Origin of the sequence: Nitrosomonas ureae (genome assembly GCF_001455205.1) — a bacterium.
GTDB lineage: Bacteria > Pseudomonadota > Gammaproteobacteria > Burkholderiales > Nitrosomonadaceae > Nitrosomonas > Nitrosomonas ureae.
This window is the reverse complement of sequence record NZ_CP013341.1, coordinates 2,671,162-2,687,927: the sequence shown is the minus strand read 5'-3', so window position 1 is coordinate 2,687,927 and position 16,766 is coordinate 2,671,162. Positions and strand designations below refer to the sequence as shown.

The window sequence follows — 16,766 nt, the reverse complement described above, 5'->3', positions numbered from 1 at the left end:
AAATAAACAAGTCGGTAAACTCAAAAACATACTCATAATAATAATTCAGCATTCAGTCTGCTCCGGTCTCAATTGCAGTCCGGATTAAATTATTTACTTGAGTGCTTAAATCACTGGACAAGCAGTCAAGCTCATAGATTTTATCGGTGACGCGCATACTGCGCAGCCAGGTAAGTTGTCGTTTGGCCAGTTGGCGCGTTGCGGCAATTCCCATGTCATGCAATTCGTCACTGTTGATTTTGTTATCCAGGTAAAGACAGGTCTGACGATAGCCGACACATCGCATTGATGGTGATTCCACGCTCAATGAGAATTTTTGGCGTATGGATTGAACTTCTTCGATCAATCCGGCGTTTAACATGCTTCTAAAGCGCTCAGAAATACGCAAATGCAATTGGCTGCGTTCGCTGGGTATCAATGCAATGCTGATTCTACGATAAGGAAAATCAATGGGTTGGAATTTTTTCAGAATCTCTGACATCGGTTGTTGCGTCAGATAGCACACCTCCAATGCACGTTGGATACGCTGACTATCGGTAGGCATGATACGTGCAGCAATGACTTGATCCAATTCTGACAATTTTTGATGCATCGCAGGCCAGCCATGTTTCTCCGCCATATTTTCCAATGTCAAGCGCAGGTCTTGATCAGCCGGAGGCAATATGGACAAGCCTTCTTGTAATGCTCGGAAGTAAAGCATCGTGCCTCCCACCAGCAGCGGAATTTTGTTACGCGAAGAGATATCTTGCATGATGCTTAAAGCATCCTGGCGAAATTGCGCTGCTGAATAAGATTGATCGGGATTAATAAGATTAATCAGATGATGTGGGACATGAGCCAGAATCTCTTGTCCGGGCTTGGCCGTTCCGATATCCATGTAGCGGTATACCTGAGCTGAGTCCACGCTGATGATTTCAGCCGAAAACTTTTTTGCGATATCCAAAGCAACTTGGCTTTTGCCACTGGCTGTGGGGCCCATTAAAAAAATGGCAGTGGGTAAGCAAACCGGATTTTGCATTACACAGAATCGACCGAGTGAAAAAGAGTGGGAATGAAGTGAAATAGAAACAATTGGTTAATTTTAAATAATAAATGTCTGAAATGCTTATCGTTAAATAGTCTTGGATAATCATAAAAACTCGGCTAAACTTTGGCAAATTTAACTTTTGTTAGGATTAAAGCTTTGAAAATTTTTGCTGCCGTATTATTTCTCCTCATATTATATAGCCTGGGATCAGCACTGTATTACATGTACAAGGATAAAGGGCATTCAACGCGCATGGTCAGATCTTTGAGCATACGTATCGGCTTATCTCTTTTCTTATTTATTGTCATGATGATAGCAGCTCGCCTGGATATGCTGGCTGAATAATTTTTCTGCCCGGAATCACTTTATTGTGCAACCGTGAGCCTGCCGAAGTTATATAAAGATGTTGTAATCGTTGGAGCTGGCGCTGCAGGCATGATGTGCGCGATCGAAGCGGGTAAACGAGGCCGCAGCGTAATACTCATTGATCATGCAAGTAAGTTAGCAGAAAAAATCCGTATTTCCGGCGGTGGTCGTTGTAACTTTACCAATCGGTATACTACAGCTGAAAATTTTATTTCCGGGAATCCGCATTTTTGTCGCTCTGCATTGGCTCGATTCACGCCGCAGGATTTTATTGCGCTGATTGAGAAGCACGGTATTCGCTATCATGAAAAGAAATTAGGTCAATTGTTCTGCGATGGTAGCTCACAACAAATTATCGATATGCTTCACGGCGAATGCACCGCAGTGGGTATAGAGTGGCAAATGCCTTCTACAATCAAAGAAATAGTGAACTTATCCAGCGATAGAAAAAAACCAGGTACTGAATCGAATTTTAGTGTGATAACTGAGCGCAATACCATTGAAACCAAGTCTCTGGTGATTGCTACAGGCGGGTTATCGATCCCGCAAATTGGCGCAAGCGCATTGGGCTATCAAATTGCCAATCAATTTGGCGTTCGTGTAACGCCCTTGCGGCCTGGTTTGGTGGGTTTAATTTTCTCCGCCGATGAATTTTCCGCCTTTAAGGAAATTTCAGGCGTGGCGATAGATGCTGAAGTGAGTTACAACGGCGCTTCATTTCGTGAGAATGTCTTATTTACCCACCGCGGATTAAGCGGCCCCGCCATATTGCAAATATCATCGTATTGGCAACTCGGAAAACCCCTACACCTCAATCTGTTACCACAACAGCATGCGCAACAGATTTTTCTTCTTTATCGTAGAAGCGCCGTGCTTTTACCGAATCTGTTAGCCCGCTATCTGCCTAAACGTTTCGTGCAGACCTGGTGCACATCCATGTTAGCCCGTCTGGCTATCGCCGCAAAACCTATCTGCGATTATCGGGAAAATGAATTACTCCTAATAGCGGATAACCTCCATAATTGGCAGATTATTCCGAGTGGCACGATCGGTTATAAGAAAGCGGAGGTAACAATAGGCGGTATCGATACTCTCGAATTATCATCTAAAACAATGGAATCCAAGCATACACCAGGTCTTTTTTTTATTGGAGAGGTGGTAGATGTTACTGGCCATTTAGGAGGATTCAACTTCCAATGGGCCTGGTCATCGGGTTATGCTGCAGGGCAAGTTGTCTGAATTTGTATGCGATATCAATCGAAAAATAAAATATTTTTTATTTTTCTCCATAAAAATAGGATGCGATCGAGAAATAGGTTCTGCGCCACATATAAGTTCCGCATGCAACCTCTTTGAAATCTTCCATCCATACTCTTAATCCATCCGGACTAACACGCCAATAGTCTTTTGGAACCGCATGATAGGGACAAAGCCAAGGCAATTGAACCCATATTCTTCCGCCTGGCTTTAAGACTCGTTTGAGTTCCTGAATTGCCTTCAATGGATAAGGAACATGCTCCAGTATCGATATACAGACCACTGCATCAAAGCTATCATCTTCAAAGGGTAAGTCATGGATATCGTAATGATAATCAATGAATTCACGCATATCGTATTTATCAACACTTACCCAGTTCGGCCCATATTTTTTCCCTAATCTATTCTTTACCCCGATTTGGAGACATGGTTTATTTTCACAGCCTTGCATGAATTCTTCAAATATCTTTGCATAGACCGCGTTAGGATTAGTGCTCGTTTGGCGTACCGCATTTGCAGCCCGTTTGTATTCGACAAGATAAAACAAAAATGATAAGTGTTTTTTTAATAACGCATAAATTTTTCGCAGTATATTTTTCATTTAATTCTCTATATTGATAATAAACAAAGTATCAGATATCCAGTACTCCCCTTTATCTATTAATTGAATGCATCTAGTGAATAAGAAGCTTTCGACAAGCTTGAGAAATATCATTGATCACCCCTGGCTTTTTCCTAGCGATATTATCAGATTAATTATCTTGCCCATTAAAACTTTATCAAAGATTTATTGCTGCAAGATAATTAATGCAGATAATGCCCCACTATTGAAAAAGTTACGCTTAAGCTCTGCGAAATAAGATTGCTCTGCGCACCTGCACCTGTTCCAGCGGCAAGACCGTGAAAATTGCAAGTTTGATTTTAAAAAGCCATCAACTACATTTTCTTGAACTTACAATAACTTCGTAGGAGATATGTACTACAAAAAAAGTAATAATGACCTATTGGTCGCAAGAAGTATTTCTACTAATATGAGTCCCCATTTTGTGAAATCAATCACTTCACAGAAATTCAAAGTTTTTCAATAAATATGCAGCAATAGCTTTAATAGTAAAGTTAATGATCGATAAACAACTAAAACGTGAGGGATTAAACATGTTAGTCAATGTAAACAAAATTCGAACCAGCCTCATACGACGAATAGCGGTAATTACTGCATTTTTCTTGTCAACTGGCATTGCTGGCATGAATGTACACGCCCATACACCTCACGACATGGTAATTGCATTTGCGGCATCACCGAATTATGCCAATGATAAAACGATGTTTCTAATTAGTGATGGTGCATTTACTGGTTGGTACTATGATCAAGTAATGCGATCCACTGACGGTGGCGTTAACTGGATCAATATAGCAAACGGATTGGACCACCCGCTTGAATACAGCGTTCTTCGTGTTTCTCCAAAATTTGCTACGGATCAAACGGTATTTGCGGGCCTCAAAGGTAAAGGCGGTGTTTATCGATCAACCAACCGCGGCGATTTATGGGAGCCTTATAACACAGGTCTTGCCGTTTCAAACAAGATTATAAAAAAAATGGAAGTTGCTGAAACCGGCAATGGTTACGTAGTTTTCTTTACCGAAGGCAACGGAGCTCTTTTCCGCCGCTCCGATACAGACGCCCAGTGGACCCAAGTACTCGATAAAACCCATAAAGTAGCTGCTATTGCAATCTCCCCCGATTTTGCTACCGACAGCACTTTAATTATAGCAAGCGATACCGGATACTTGCGAAAATCCACCAACGGAGGGGTTGACTGGATCGAATTGGGGAATCCAACAGGAACCATTATCTACGATATGGCCATCGCACCGGGCGCAGCGGAAATATTCCTCGCGACCCCAAGTTTTGGGATTTTTTATAGCGGCGATGGAGGAAGCACCTTTATCAACAAAGGAACCAATTTACCCAACGAACCGATCAATAACATAGCCGTTTCACCAAATTACGCGATTGATCGTACGGTATTTTGTACCAGTCTGACTCAGTCGGTATTTAAATCCACCGATGGCGGCGATAATTGGGAGCTGTTTAATTCAGGTGCTGTAGTCACCGTTCAAACGACATCACTCAATGAAATGACTGACTTGCAGGTCTCCCGTACCTATGCGACAGATCAAACTGTGTTTTTACCGGTATTTGATGGACTCTTTATCTCGAAAAACGGGGGCAGCACATGGAAGCAAAGTCAAACACGGATTGGCATACTGACAGGGCTTGCGTTATCTTCGAATTTTAATACCGATCAGAAGATGATCGCCACAACATATGTCGGCAGAGGTATCGCTATTTCTGCAGATGGCGGTACAACCTGGTCTACGAGTGGTTGGCCCAATCCAACGGGACGGAAGATGAATTTTTTTGATTCACAAATCATTAAAAATGCCAATGGCAATCAAACAATCGTTACCGCGACCAATGGCTACGTGGGAAGCTCGAACGATTTCGGTGCCAGTTGGATCGTTAAGTTTATCCCTAGATTTCTTGAAATTAGAAAAGATCTCGTTTCGCTCACGGCTCTAGCAGCATCGCCAAACTTTGCGACCGATAAAGAGATATATCTCGGTTCAAGACTCCATGGATTGCTGCAAACCAAAGATGCTGGAAAAACTTGGATATTACAACGCGGAATGCCAACAAACCATCCGATTACAAGCGTGGCTATATCGCCCAATTATGCCAACGACCGTACTGCATTTGCCGTTAACCGTGCGGGAGAAGTCTGGCGCACCCAGGATGGCGGAAACACTTTCTTACGCGTAGGCGCCAGTTCGATCATCCAAACCGGATGGGCTGGACAAAGATATATGTGGGTTGCGGTGTCTCCGCAGTTTGCCGTCGATAATCTTGTTCTCGTTGGCACCACCAGTGGCATTTACCGCTCAACCGATGGCGGCACCACCTGGATAAAAGAAACCGACACTTCGGTTGGGTCAAATGCCGTTATCTTACAAATCGAATTTTCGCCAAACTTCGGGAACGATCGCACGATCTTTGTCAATGTCCGTGGTAAAGGATTGTTTAGCGCAAATCTGGACGGAGCAGGCGCGGTAACCTCTTCGATCAATACAACTGCTTCACTGATTGGGACTGAAAATATTGAATTCATTGAATTCAAGATATCGCCTACCTATGAATTGGATTCTGCGATTGTAGGTGCTGCAAGAAAAAATATCTATAAATCAATGGATGGCGGTTTAACCTGGGCAGTAGCAGGATATCCTGACAATTAGAACACCGAAGATTGCAAATAAAAACCGCCCGATTAGAATCGAGCGGTTTTTATTTATCCAGAATTCTGCGCTAGTCCCGATGTAAACTGCAATCAATATAGCATTTAGCGATAGATTCCATTTACCGCTTTAGCAATGGAACTGTAATAGCCAAACCTCAGCAACAGATGAGCAATCTGCCATTGTTCATCACTCAATTCCAGTCTATCATTCACTTCTAACTTCTATGGAATGAACAAAAATTTTCGTGGAATATTACGAAAATTCCGACAAAACCATAGTCCATGGATATTAAATTTTTTGGAGAGATTTATGCGCAATTTGCAATTAGCGGCGGCAATTCTCTGTGTGCTTGTTTTAAGTAGTTGCGGCTACAATACACTTCAATCGACCGATGAGCAGATTAAAGCCAGTTGGGCGGAAGTGCTGAATCAATACAAACGGCGTGCGGATCTAATTCCAAATTTGGTTAATACCGTTAAGGGATTCGCTGCCCAGGAAAAAGATGTATTGCTTGGTGTTACGAATGCTCGTTCCAGAGTGGGTAGTATTCAAGCAACTCCGGAACTCATCAACGATCCCGAATCATTTACTAAATTCCAAAATGCACAAGAGGAGTTATCCAGCTCTCTTTCAAGATTGCTGGTCGTAATCGAAAATTATCCCGAGTTAAAATCGGATGCCAACTTTCGTGATTTACAAGCACAGCTGGAGGGTACCGAAAACCGCATTACTGTAGCACGTAATCGGTATATTAAAGCGGTTCAGGACTACAATACGATCGTTCGGTCTTTCCCTAGCAACCTCACAGCCATACTATTTGGATTTCAGACAAAGTCCAGCTTCACTGTGGAAAATGAAAATGAGATTTCTGTTGCGCCAAAGATCGATTTTGATACACCGAGACCGGAGGATAAATAAGCCCGATTATCATCCATTTCATGTAAGCTAGATTAATCAGCCAAGAATCAATCCTCAGAATCAAGAATATGTTTTTCAGAATTATTACTTTACTCACAATTCTATTGGCAATTGCTTCAGTTAGGGCAGAAATGGCCATTCCATCTCTTAAAGCCCATGTAACTGATTTAACCGGCACACTCTCTGCTCATGAAACTGCGCAATTGGAACATCAATTAGCGGCATTTGAGAAAGCGAAAGGTAGTCAAATTGCCATATTGATTGTCCCTACCACTCAACCGTATGCAATTGAACAGTATTCAATGCAGGTTGTGGAAACAAGGAAAATAGGACGCAAGGATATCAACGACGGTGTCTTGCTACTGATTGCTAAAAACGACAGAATGCTTCGTATTGAAGTCGGCTATGGTTTGGAGGGAACGCTACCGGATGCTACAGCGAAACGAATTATCTCGGAAATCATTACACCTCGATTTAAACAGGGACGGTTTGCCGAAGGTATTCAAGCAGGTATTGAAGCAATCATAGGCTTGATCAATGGCGAGACACTACCCCTCCCAAGCAACACGCACAACAATATTTCGCCAAGTACATACCCAAACATTGAAAACTTGATTGTCATCCTGATCTTTTCCACGGTTATAGGAAGAATATTGCAAGTACACCTGGGACGTATTGTCGGGGCTGGTGTAACTGGCATTGGTTTAGGATTTGTCGGTTGGTCATTATTCTCTTCGGTAGCAATCGCTATTCTCATCGCTGCTATTGTATTCATTCTGAATTTATTCATTCATATCAATCCGGGTATCTACCGTACCGGGCGAGGTAATTGGTCAAACTCTGGTTTTAGAGGCGGCGGTTCTGGTGGAGGAGGATTCAGCGGAGGCGGCGGCAGCTTTGGCGGCGGCGGTGCCTCGGGGAGATGGTAAATGAATTTAGTTCGTATAATGCGCCATCTATCTTCTGGACAATGGTTGCTTCGACGAGTATTTCCCACTGCTACCCTAACCGCTATTGAACAAACAATTCAGCAATCGGAAATGAATCATAGCGGTGAAATTTGCATTGCTGTGGAAGGTACGCTCAATACCCTGGCTCTGATTAAAAATCAAACAGCGCGGGAGCGTGCTATCGAAGTTTTTTCACAATTGCGAGTATGGGATACCGAGCAGAATAATGGCGTGCTCATTTATTTACTACTGGCGGATCGTGATGTAGAAATCATTGTGGATCGTGGCATCCACGCGAGAATTTCCAACGCAGAATGGAAAAATATTTGTCATAGTATGGAATCCGCATTTAGTCAACGACAATTCGAGGCTGGCTTCATTCAGGGCATCCATGCCATTAGTCAGCTTTTAGAAACACATTTTCCTTATGATCCCAAAAAAGATAAAAATGAACTTACCAATAAACCTACGGTACTGTGATGGTTTGTTATTTAGGTCAGGATGGTCTTTTATTGATCGAACGAATCGATCAATAATGGCTGAGAAATAACGGAAATCTTAAATCGTGACATCAGATGTTCACCTGTTTACCACACGGTGTAGTCCTCCCATTAATGACTCTTCAATTCAAGAGAAAGGCTGGTACTAATGTAGTAACACCATAAAAGCATATGCGCTGTTTGTTCCTTCGTCGATGATTCTGATAATCCAATCCGCTATACCCCACATCGTGTAAAACACAATAAATTTCACTGATGCGGTTAAATCGCTTCGTATGTTAGAAAACGCACAGAAAGATAATCCGAATAGTCTAGAATGACCAACAGCACTCATACTTCTTTTTAATGAGTCAACCGCACCAGTCAGGGCATGTCTCATTAGCCTAGCCGGATGACTGGATTCGAACCCCCGGTGCGCATCTCCCCTAGCCCTTCTATCTGCGCATCGGGGCGTTTCCCTTCAGTTCCCAATATTTTTATAATTATTCCATTTGGTTGATGAATAATCATTGAGATCCAGCTTCCCGAAACACGAATAGAACTTAATCCAGTTCTCCCTCAACAATCCAATCTGCCCGTAATTTTTTCTTGAAAGATCAAATCAGTGTGCGGTTACGTACAGATAGATTTCCTGCGCAATGAAAGAATAAAAATCAGAATTAATTGTTGTTATTTTATCTTGCATGAAGATTGCTTCATGCTCAGTTGAAGTCTTGATAGCGGAGCGATTCATATGAAAAAAGTAAATATTTTATTTTTAACCGTGCTGGGAATGAGCGGTCTTGGCTTGGGGATCAATAATGCCATAAGCAAAAGTGATAACGTGTTACCAGAACAGAAGAATGACGCGATTATGAATGCACAGACTATTCACCCCAGCACAGAGCAGAAAAAAAGTGAACATGATCGCTCTTATAATTTCGATGCTTCGAGCGCTTTACCTTCATCAAGTACCTTTCAGCAACAACCGGATAATGGAAAAATTCTCGGGTTTGATTTTTATCGGGATGCCCTCAATGCTAAGAAGCCTATGCAAACCTTTGAGGAAACAATGAAATCCGATATGGCGCAACGGCCGGAAATCAGTAAAACTCAGCACAAATTATTGCTGAGCCGTTACGATCTCACACCACGTTTCGATCCAGAGGTAACCATGACTCGTGGCAAACCGCTTGCAGTTGGTCCCACTGCCATCCTGAAAAACAAAATGAGCTGGCAAAAACTAGCCGACATGTCTCCCGAAGAAATCCGCAACAATAATCTTTTTCCTTATCCCGCATTACCGCACCCTAAGCAGGTAACTGGCGGACAGGTTTTTCCTCCCATGCAAATTTCAATGTTTCCAAGATTAGAGCGGTTCGACGTTGAATTTGATTTGCCGGAAGCTTTTTTGCCAGAATTTCCTCCTGCCATTTTTCTTCAGAACAGGCCTGAATTAGGGGATGTTTCGCGCGGTGAAGTTGTTTCCATCAACAATTTCTATCGTTTGTTCAAAGATATACTGACCCCGGTTCAATTGACCGGGTTGCAAATGCTGCTTACTCCTCTGCCGCAGGAAGAATTCAATCCTACAGATGACCGTAAAAGTGCCCAGCCCAGCCTTGGTGTGACCTGTTTTGATTGCCATGTCAATGGCCATACCACGGGGCAATTTCACTTAAGCCCCGATATGCGTCCGCAGGAACGGCGCGTTCGACTGGATACCACGAGTTTGCGCGGCGTCTATAGTCAACAAATTCATGGTTCAAAACGCAGCTTGCGTTCCATTGAAGACTTTACAGAGTTTGAATTTCGTACCGCCTATTTCAATGGCGATCCCATACACGCAATGAAAAAAGGGTTCCCCATGATTGATCGAATTCATGTGAGTCACATGGCGCAGTTTCAAAACATGCTGGATTTTCCGCCCACTCAAAAATTGGATAACAATGGCCGGCTGAATCACTCAAAAGCGACTGAAAAAGAAATCAGAGGCGAAAACATTTTCTTTGGTAAGGGACAATGCGCCAATTGCCATCAGCCCCCTGCATTCCTTGATAATCAAATGCATGATTTAAAACTTGAGCGTTTTCTGAATGAACCCGGCGATGGACCAATGAAAACTTTTACGCTTCGTGGCATTAAAGACAGTCCACCCTATTTGCATGATGGTCGTCTGCTTACCCTTGAAGACACGGTTGAATTTTTTAACCTGGTATTGCAGCTTAAGCTGACGGATGAGGAAAAATCCGATCTTGTGGCCTATATGAAGCAACTTTAGGAGTGTCCGGATAATTGTCATTCCGAATGATCGCAAAAGATTTTTATTCATCTCTAATAATGATGCATTCAGAGCTCTTATCCAGAACAGCCCATTTTGTAGATTACGTCATGAATATTCTGGTAAATAAACTCACCATTCGTGCCATAAAATAGGTGATAAAAATGAATGCCGTCAGATGGATTGGAATTTCTTTTTTCGCAATATTTTTTTTATTCGCATTGTTAATCTCAGTGCAAAACTGGAATTGGGCGCGAGAAATCGTTGCACAGCAAATTAGTGGTTTGACCGGCCGCGATTTTACGATTAACGGCAATTTGACAGTCGATTGGTCTTTAACACCACATATCAGAATTGAGCACATACAGTTTGGGAATGCAGCTTGGAGCAAACAACCTAACATGCTCGAACTGGCGGCATTGGATATGCGTGTCGACCTGATTGAATTGATCAAGGGCCGTATGTTATTTCCTGAAATTATCCTTACTCAGCCTCATATAATTTTACAGAAATCTCCGCAAGGAGAGCCTAATTGGGAATTTACAGCGGATGCACATGACCCGGAAAGCAAAACAAATATTCCGCTTATTGAGCGTTTGCGCATCACGGAAGGTCGCCTTGTTTATCAGGATTTTTCAGTTGGCACAGCAATTACCGCAACCTTGGCAACCATTAAGGAGGCGGCTTACGAAGAAGAATTTACCGAGTTATACGCCGAGGGAAATCTGAAAGGGCATCCGCTGCAAATAAATTTAAAGGCGGGCCCTTTGGTTGCGTTGCGGGAAGCTGATAAACCTTATCCACTAACCTTAAGTTTACAAACCGGAAAAACCCGTGTCAAAGTTAAAGGTACTGTAATACAGCCTTTGCAGCTCAAAGGTCTGGATTTGCAATTTGCAATGCAAGGCCCTAACCCCGAACTATTAGCACCCATCCTCGGATTGCCTATGCCCAGCTTACCTCCGTATCGGTTAGAAGGTGATTTGTCTCATCATGGACATACGTGGCAAATCAGCAATCTGAATGGACAAGTAGGAGATAGTGATCTTGCCGGAATGATCAGTGTGAAGTTAAGCGAGACAGTACCTTTTATAAAGGCTGATCTGAAATCAACAGAAATAGATTTGGATGATTTTGGACCATTGATCGGTCTTGCTCCCGATACGGGTGCCGGTGAAACTGCATCCTCAGCTCAGAAGAAAAAAGCAAAAGAAGAAACTATAAGCCCTTTTGTTTTGCCTGATGACCCGATCGATTTTAAGGAATTGCAGGCTATAAATGCCGACATTACTTTACATAGCCGTCGTGTTAAATCAAAACTACCTGTAGATGATCTTTCCATGCGGATAATCATAGATAATGGCCATTTAACGCTTACTCCCCTCGATTTTGGTGTGGCCACCGGGAATATCCGCACACGTGTTGAATTAGACACCACAACACAACCCGCCAAAAGCAAGATTGAAACCGAAATACGCCATGTTCAGCTGGGTGAGATTTTACGTCGCTTTGAAATCGCTGACGACAGCGCCGGATTAATAGGCGGTCAAGGCATATTCTGGCTCAAAGGGAATTCCATTGCGGAAATGTCGGCATCGGCTGATGGAGGTTTATTGATGATAATGACAGGGGGGCAATTGGATAATTTGCTGGTTGAACTGGCCGGACTTGATATGGGCGAAGCCTTAGTGGCGTTATTCGATAAAGACGATGATGGCAAAATCAATTGTGCTTATGTGGATCTTCCAATTCATGGCGGTGTTATGAATATGGATAATTTTATTGTGGATACTCAGGACACCCTATTCTTAAGTCAAGGAATGATCGACTTAAATAATGAGGAATTGGATCTGATTATTGATCCCAAACCTAAGGACTTGAGCATTTTCTCAGCGCGCGCACCGCTCCATATAGCAGGCACTTTCAAGAAGCCCACCTTCACCCCTGGCGCTTCCGCGATACTCAGGGGTGCAGCTTCACTCGCATTATTGCCTTCTGCACCGATTGTGAGTTTGTATTCATTTATCCAGGAGGAACAAGAAGATAAGAAAGCGGATGGAGAAAAAAATATACGTTGTGGCGGTCTGGTAGGCGCAATAAATGAAGCTCGCAAAAAGGCTCTTTGATTTTTTACGAAACGATGAAAAGCGCATGATTTACATCATGCGTCACGTAGGGACTATGGGATATCTATTGATGATATTGAGCATGACCAGTTGCGCTGGCTTCAATCCTGGTACGATAGAAGAAAAATCCCGTGAAGATATCATTTTAGCCATGAAAATAAAGGCAAAGCTGATTGAAGCGGAAGAATTGAAGGCCGCTGCAATACATGTCGAGGCAACTAATGGATCAGTGAAAATAAGCGGGTTTGTTGAAACAGAATCTCAACGACAATTGGCCAGCTCGATTATTCAGCAATTTCCCGATGTGAAGCAGGTTAACAACCAGCTCAAAGTCAAGTAAAAACAATTAATATATGAGAATCTAAAAGCTCATTTGATTTGTAGAATTACTATTTTTAACTTAATGGGTGAATAGCAAGTCCCCGTTTTCCTGGAATTAAAAGATGGATATCAAAATCTTACTCGATGAATACAATGCGACACGAAGTCGTACTATGGAACTGATTGAGCCCCTACTTGAAGAAGATTGCTGCGTCCAATCCCTACCGGAAGCGAGTCCGGTCAAATGGCACTTGGGTCATGCCGCATGGTTCTTTGAAGCTTTTGTTCTCCAGCATTATGAGACAGCGTTTCAACCCTTCCAGCAAGAATTTCTCACCATGTTCAGTTCCTACAATTCATCCAATGTGCCGCATCCGGATCCTAAGCGTGGTCTCTTCACTAGGCCATCTTTAAAAGCAACGCGCGAATATTGTCACAACATTGATGAACGCATGACCAATCTATCGCACCAAGTCACCGCAGATGAAATGCTGCAAATGATAATTACGCTGGGGATTCATCATGAACTTCAACATCAAGAACTCATGCTGACAGACCTCAAGCACCTGCTATCGCAAAACCCATTGAATCCAATTTACCAGCCGAAAATCGACCTGCGAGCAACAGATTCAAGCATATCCGCTCCACTGAAGTGGCATAGTTTTGACGCCGGCATAATAGAGATCGGCTATGAAGGAGAAGGTTTTAGTTATGACAATGAATCGCCACGCCACAAGCAGTATCTTTACCCCTATCAACTGGCATCACGTTTGGTCACTAATGGAGAATACCTGCAATTTATTGAAGATAATGGTTATGATAATCCGTGCTTTTGGTTTTCCGAAGGTTGGAATTGGATCAAATCAACCCATTGCCACCATCCTCTTTATTGGCGCCATGAAGCTGGAGCATGGAAAGAATTTACACTTCATGGGCTTGTTCCACTTAACTTGAATCTTCCAGTCATTCATATATCGTATTATGAGGCCAGTGCTTTTGCGCAATGGCGTGGTGCACGCCTGCCTACCGAAGCGGAATGGGAAAATACTGCATCCCTGCAAAAAATTGCAGGAGATTTTGCGGATAACAATTATTTCCATCCCCGCCATACGGCTATCGGCGAAAGCGTCAAAATTAATGCGCTTTACGGTTCCGCATGGGAATGGACACAATCAAGCTACTCGCCCTACCCCGGCTACAATCCAAAAAAATCCAACAGTAACAAGCCTAAATCCGACATTTGGGATGTGGCTGTAGGCGAATATAATAGCGAGTCTATGGTAAACCAATACGTCTTGCGAGGTGGTTCCTGTATCACGCCAAGAAAACGCATTCGCCCCAGTATGCGGAATTTCTTTCCTGCAGAAACACGTTGGCAATTTTCCGGCATCCGTTTAGCGCGTAATGAAACATGACCAATAAAGTAATTTTTTCTCGGTTTAATCGAGTGATTAAACCGATAAGAGGCATAGCGCGAACCTGTTTTTGTTATCGCACCAGTATTTTTCCAATGCTAATCCTGCTTCATCGGTGATGGAACTTATTGACTCGATTGAATACTTATAGGAACTTTCGGTATGAATGGTCTCCATTGATTCGAAATCAAAGCTTCTGCCTGCTATCGTAACACTTTGAGGTTTACAAGAAACCAGATGCATTTCTATGCAGCTGTTATCTTCATTGAAAATAGCTTTGTGTTTGAAACCATTCTGAACATCGAAATTTCCGTCAAGCTCGGTGTTGATTCTGGTCAGTATATTTTTATTGAATTCGGCAGTAACACCGTCCGCGTCATCATATGCCCGAATAAGCACATCTCGATCCTTGATCAGATCAATCCCCAGCAATATTTTTCCGTTGCTCCCGCTCAATCTTTTAAAATTTCTTAAAATATCAGCTGCCTCAGGCCGAGAAAAATTACCTATGGTCGATCCTGGGAAAAACACCACATTTGATGAATTCTCCAGGTTTGTTTCACTGACTATTTGCTTCACAACCTCTTCATTAGTGAAATCGCCTTCTAAAGGCTGAATGTCCAGATGCGGAAATAGACCACTTAATCTGTTCACTGAATGGTTCAGCATCTCCCCGGATATTTCAAATGGAATAAAAGCCTTGGGCTGCTCAATGGCATGGAGTATTTTTTGTACTTTATGTCCGGCTCCGCAACCGGGCTCAATGATAATTGCATTAGGTCCGAGCTGCGATGCAATTTCTTCGATATGATGATCCAAGATATCCAACTCAACGTGAGTTAGATAATACTCTTTTAATTGAGTTATTTTTTCAAATAACCAAGAACCTTGCTCGTCATAAAAATATTTACAGGGTAAAGTCTTGGGCGCACTATCCAATCCTTGATAGACATCGGCCAAGAAATCGAGATCCGCGATAAGGGTCAGAGTCTCTTCAGTTACGACACGCATAATCATCCTCTACAAGACGAATTCCACTCATCATCCAGGATTGGTGGGGATAATAAAAATTCCGATAACTACTTCTTAAATGCTGCGATGGCGTCAAACATGAACCACCACGCAACACTATCTGGTTTACCATAAACTTACCGTTATACTCGCCTGCCACATCCGTAAACGGTTTAAAACCCAGATAGGGCATGTAAGCACTACCCGTCCATTGCCAAACTTCTGTTGTCATTTGCAAAAGCCCATCGCCTTGAGCTGCCTGGGGATGTAAATGCTCAGGTGCGCCGGAATTCCCGAAAATATTTTCTGATTGACTTGCATATTCCCATTCCACTTCAGTAGGTAAGCGTTTGCGTGCCCATGCAGCAAAAGCATTGGCCTCATAATAATTAACGTGACAGACCGGCTTATTCAAATCAAGCGGTTCTGGACCCGCCAGTGTAAATTCGTACCAGCTATCATCTTTTTTTATCCAATAAAGCGGCGCATTGCGATCATTCTGCTTAATATTTGACCATCCGTCGGAAAGCCAATATTGGGGGTTTTCGTAGCCTTGGTCATCTATAAAAGCCAAATACTCCTTATTGGTAACCAAGCGGGAGGCTAATCTGAAGCTTTGTATCAATTGGTCATGCCGTGGCCTTTCATTATCAAAAGAAAATCCTGTATCTTTGGCGCCCATCTCAAAAATGCCTGTTTCGAAATCAATCCATTCCAAAGGTGAGGCAGTATTATTGCGAGGTGCATTTTTCAGTGTTGATGAATAAATTGGACCCATTGGATTTAGCGAGAATGCATGCTTAATATCCATTAATAGTAATTCCTGATGCTGCTTTTCGTGATGAATACCTAACATCAAAATTTCACTTATATGAAGGGGTATTTCAGCAAAATGAGAATGCAAGTCTTCAATATGATTATCAACATGATGTCGATAACTTAATATCTCCTGCAAGCAGGGTTTCGCGAGTAAGCCGCGCAAAGATCGAGCGAATTGCTTTCCTATACCGTTATAGTAAGAGTTGAATAAAACCTGGAAATGTGCATTAAAAATCTTGTAGTCCGGTAAATGCGGTATCAGTAAAAATATCTCGAAAAACCAGCTGGTATGAGCCAGATGCCATTTCACAGGACTGGCATCCGGCATGGATTGCAATTGGCAGTCTTCCGCGCTTAAATTTTTGATGAGCGTTTCTGAATATTGCCGCGTCTGTTTAAACAGCTCGAATATCGAATAGGGAGCAGAATTCTCCAACAAATCCGCAAAGTGTGGCTTCATCTCAGATCCTCAATCATGCGCATGGGCTCCCAAATGCAT

At 42.7% G+C, this 16,766-nt stretch carries 15 protein-coding genes; 10 read left to right on the top strand and 5 right to left on the bottom strand.

The annotated features are described in order from the left end of the window. Positions 1-52 precede the first annotated feature (52 nt). A complete protein-coding gene (miaA, locus tag ATY38_RS12505) occupies positions 53-1,018 on the bottom strand; it encodes a tRNA (adenosine(37)-N6)-dimethylallyltransferase MiaA (protein ID WP_062559593.1) in 966 nt (321 codons plus the stop codon). 165 nt (positions 1,019-1,183) lie between these two features. Between miaA and ATY38_RS12500 the strand changes: the two genes are divergently transcribed. Continuing rightward, positions 1,184-1,372 (top strand): twin transmembrane helix small protein, encoded by a 189-nt coding sequence (locus ATY38_RS12500; protein WP_062560205.1) that lies wholly within the window; start codon positions 1,184-1,186, stop codon positions 1,370-1,372. A 90-nt stretch (positions 1,373-1,462) separates the two neighbouring features. Next, entirely contained in the window at positions 1,463-2,632 is a 1,170-nt protein-coding gene (locus tag ATY38_RS12495; RefSeq protein WP_062560204.1) for a BaiN/RdsA family NAD(P)/FAD-dependent oxidoreductase, read from the top strand. A gap of 37 nt (positions 2,633-2,669) precedes the next feature. On the opposite strand, the gene ATY38_RS12490 is transcribed toward ATY38_RS12495, so the two are convergent. After that, the gene (locus tag ATY38_RS12490) at positions 2,670-3,251 is read right to left on the bottom strand and encodes a class I SAM-dependent methyltransferase (RefSeq protein WP_062559592.1); all 582 of its coding nucleotides are present in this window, start codon (positions 3,249-3,251) and stop codon (positions 2,670-2,672) included. A 554-nt stretch (positions 3,252-3,805) separates the two neighbouring features. On the opposite strand from ATY38_RS12490, the gene ATY38_RS12485 reads away from it, so the two are divergent. The 4 genes from ATY38_RS12485 (at position 3,806) to ATY38_RS12470 (ending at position 8,295) form a co-directional block, all read left to right on the top strand. Continuing rightward, positions 3,806-5,944 carry a DUF6242 domain-containing protein gene (locus ATY38_RS12485; protein WP_074702174.1) on the top strand — a complete coding sequence of 713 codons (2,139 nt, stop codon included), beginning with the start codon at positions 3,806-3,808 and terminating at the stop codon, positions 5,942-5,944. 312 nt (positions 5,945-6,256) lie between these two features. Then, positions 6,257-6,865, top strand: a complete 609-nt coding sequence (locus tag ATY38_RS12480) for a LemA family protein (RefSeq protein ID WP_062559590.1) — start codon at positions 6,257-6,259, stop codon at positions 6,863-6,865. Between the two features lie 131 nt (positions 6,866-6,996). Continuing rightward, positions 6,997-7,794 carry a TPM domain-containing protein gene (locus ATY38_RS12475; protein WP_235590297.1) on the top strand — a complete coding sequence of 266 codons (798 nt, stop codon included), beginning with the start codon at positions 6,997-6,999 and terminating at the stop codon, positions 7,792-7,794. After that, complete coding sequence (locus ATY38_RS12470; protein WP_062559588.1) at positions 7,795-8,295, top strand: TPM domain-containing protein; 501 nt, start codon at positions 7,795-7,797, stop codon at positions 8,293-8,295. Positions 8,296-8,693: 398 nt separating this feature from the next. On the opposite strand, the gene ATY38_RS16850 is transcribed toward ATY38_RS12470, so the two are convergent. Then, a complete protein-coding gene (locus ATY38_RS16850) occupies positions 8,694-8,825 on the bottom strand; it encodes a hypothetical protein (protein WP_256325595.1) in 132 nt (43 codons plus the stop codon). A gap of 223 nt (positions 8,826-9,048) precedes the next feature. Between ATY38_RS16850 and ATY38_RS12465 the strand changes: the two genes are divergently transcribed. The 4 genes from ATY38_RS12465 (at position 9,049) to egtB (ATY38_RS12450) (ending at position 14,437) form a co-directional block, all read left to right on the top strand. Further along, a complete protein-coding gene (locus tag ATY38_RS12465) occupies positions 9,049-10,575 on the top strand; it encodes a hypothetical protein (protein ID WP_062559587.1) in 1,527 nt (508 codons plus the stop codon). 164 nt (positions 10,576-10,739) lie between these two features. Continuing rightward, on the top strand, positions 10,740-12,701 hold the full coding sequence (locus ATY38_RS12460) for an AsmA family protein (RefSeq protein ID WP_062559586.1): 1,962 nt from the start codon (positions 10,740-10,742) through the stop codon (positions 12,699-12,701). Next, positions 12,676-13,041 (top strand): BON domain-containing protein, encoded by a 366-nt coding sequence (locus tag ATY38_RS12455; RefSeq protein WP_062559585.1) that lies wholly within the window; start codon positions 12,676-12,678, stop codon positions 13,039-13,041. The genes ATY38_RS12460 and ATY38_RS12455 overlap by 26 nt, the downstream gene beginning before the upstream one ends. A gap of 103 nt (positions 13,042-13,144) precedes the next feature. Further along, positions 13,145-14,437 (top strand): ergothioneine biosynthesis protein EgtB, encoded by a 1,293-nt coding sequence (gene egtB, locus ATY38_RS12450; protein ID WP_062559584.1) that lies wholly within the window; start codon positions 13,145-13,147, stop codon positions 14,435-14,437. A gap of 36 nt (positions 14,438-14,473) precedes the next feature. Here egtB (ATY38_RS12450) and egtD read toward each other — a convergent pair whose 3' ends face one another. Next, positions 14,474-15,448 (bottom strand): L-histidine N(alpha)-methyltransferase, encoded by a 975-nt coding sequence (gene egtD, locus ATY38_RS12445; RefSeq protein WP_062560203.1) that lies wholly within the window; start codon positions 15,446-15,448, stop codon positions 14,474-14,476. After that, positions 15,432-16,727, bottom strand: a complete 1,296-nt coding sequence (egtB, locus tag ATY38_RS12440; RefSeq protein WP_062559583.1) for an ergothioneine biosynthesis protein EgtB — start codon at positions 16,725-16,727, stop codon at positions 15,432-15,434. Before egtB (ATY38_RS12440) ends, egtD begins: the two co-directional genes overlap by 17 nt. Positions 16,728-16,766 lie beyond the last annotated feature (39 nt).

Coding starts and splice junctions, on each gene's coding strand:
- miaA (WP_062559593.1), bottom strand. CDS start 1,018: ATGCAAAATCCGGTTTGCTTACCCACTGCCATTTTTTTAATGGGCCCC.
- ATY38_RS12495 (WP_062560204.1), top strand. CDS start 1,463: ATGATGTGCGCGATCGAAGCGGGTAAACGAGGCCGCAGCGTAATACTC.
- ATY38_RS12490 (WP_062559592.1), bottom strand. CDS start 3,251: ATGAAAAATATACTGCGAAAAATTTATGCGTTATTAAAAAAACACTTA.
- ATY38_RS12485 (WP_074702174.1), top strand. CDS start 3,806: ATGTTAGTCAATGTAAACAAAATTCGAACCAGCCTCATACGACGAATA.
- ATY38_RS12480 (WP_062559590.1), top strand. CDS start 6,257: ATGCGCAATTTGCAATTAGCGGCGGCAATTCTCTGTGTGCTTGTTTTA.
- ATY38_RS12475 (WP_235590297.1), top strand. CDS start 6,997: ATGGCCATTCCATCTCTTAAAGCCCATGTAACTGATTTAACCGGCACA.
- ATY38_RS12470 (WP_062559588.1), top strand. CDS start 7,795: ATGAATTTAGTTCGTATAATGCGCCATCTATCTTCTGGACAATGGTTG.
- ATY38_RS16850 (WP_256325595.1), bottom strand. CDS start 8,825: ATGATTATTCATCAACCAAATGGAATAATTATAAAAATATTGGGAACT.
- ATY38_RS12465 (WP_062559587.1), top strand. CDS start 9,049: ATGAAAAAAGTAAATATTTTATTTTTAACCGTGCTGGGAATGAGCGGT.
- ATY38_RS12460 (WP_062559586.1), top strand. CDS start 10,740: ATGAATGCCGTCAGATGGATTGGAATTTCTTTTTTCGCAATATTTTTT.
- ATY38_RS12455 (WP_062559585.1), top strand. CDS start 12,676: ATGAAGCTCGCAAAAAGGCTCTTTGATTTTTTACGAAACGATGAAAAG.
- egtB (WP_062559584.1), top strand. CDS start 13,145: ATGGATATCAAAATCTTACTCGATGAATACAATGCGACACGAAGTCGT.
- egtD (WP_062560203.1), bottom strand. CDS start 15,448: ATGCGTGTCGTAACTGAAGAGACTCTGACCCTTATCGCGGATCTCGAT.
- egtB (WP_062559583.1), bottom strand. CDS start 16,727: ATGAAGCCACACTTTGCGGATTTGTTGGAGAATTCTGCTCCCTATTCG.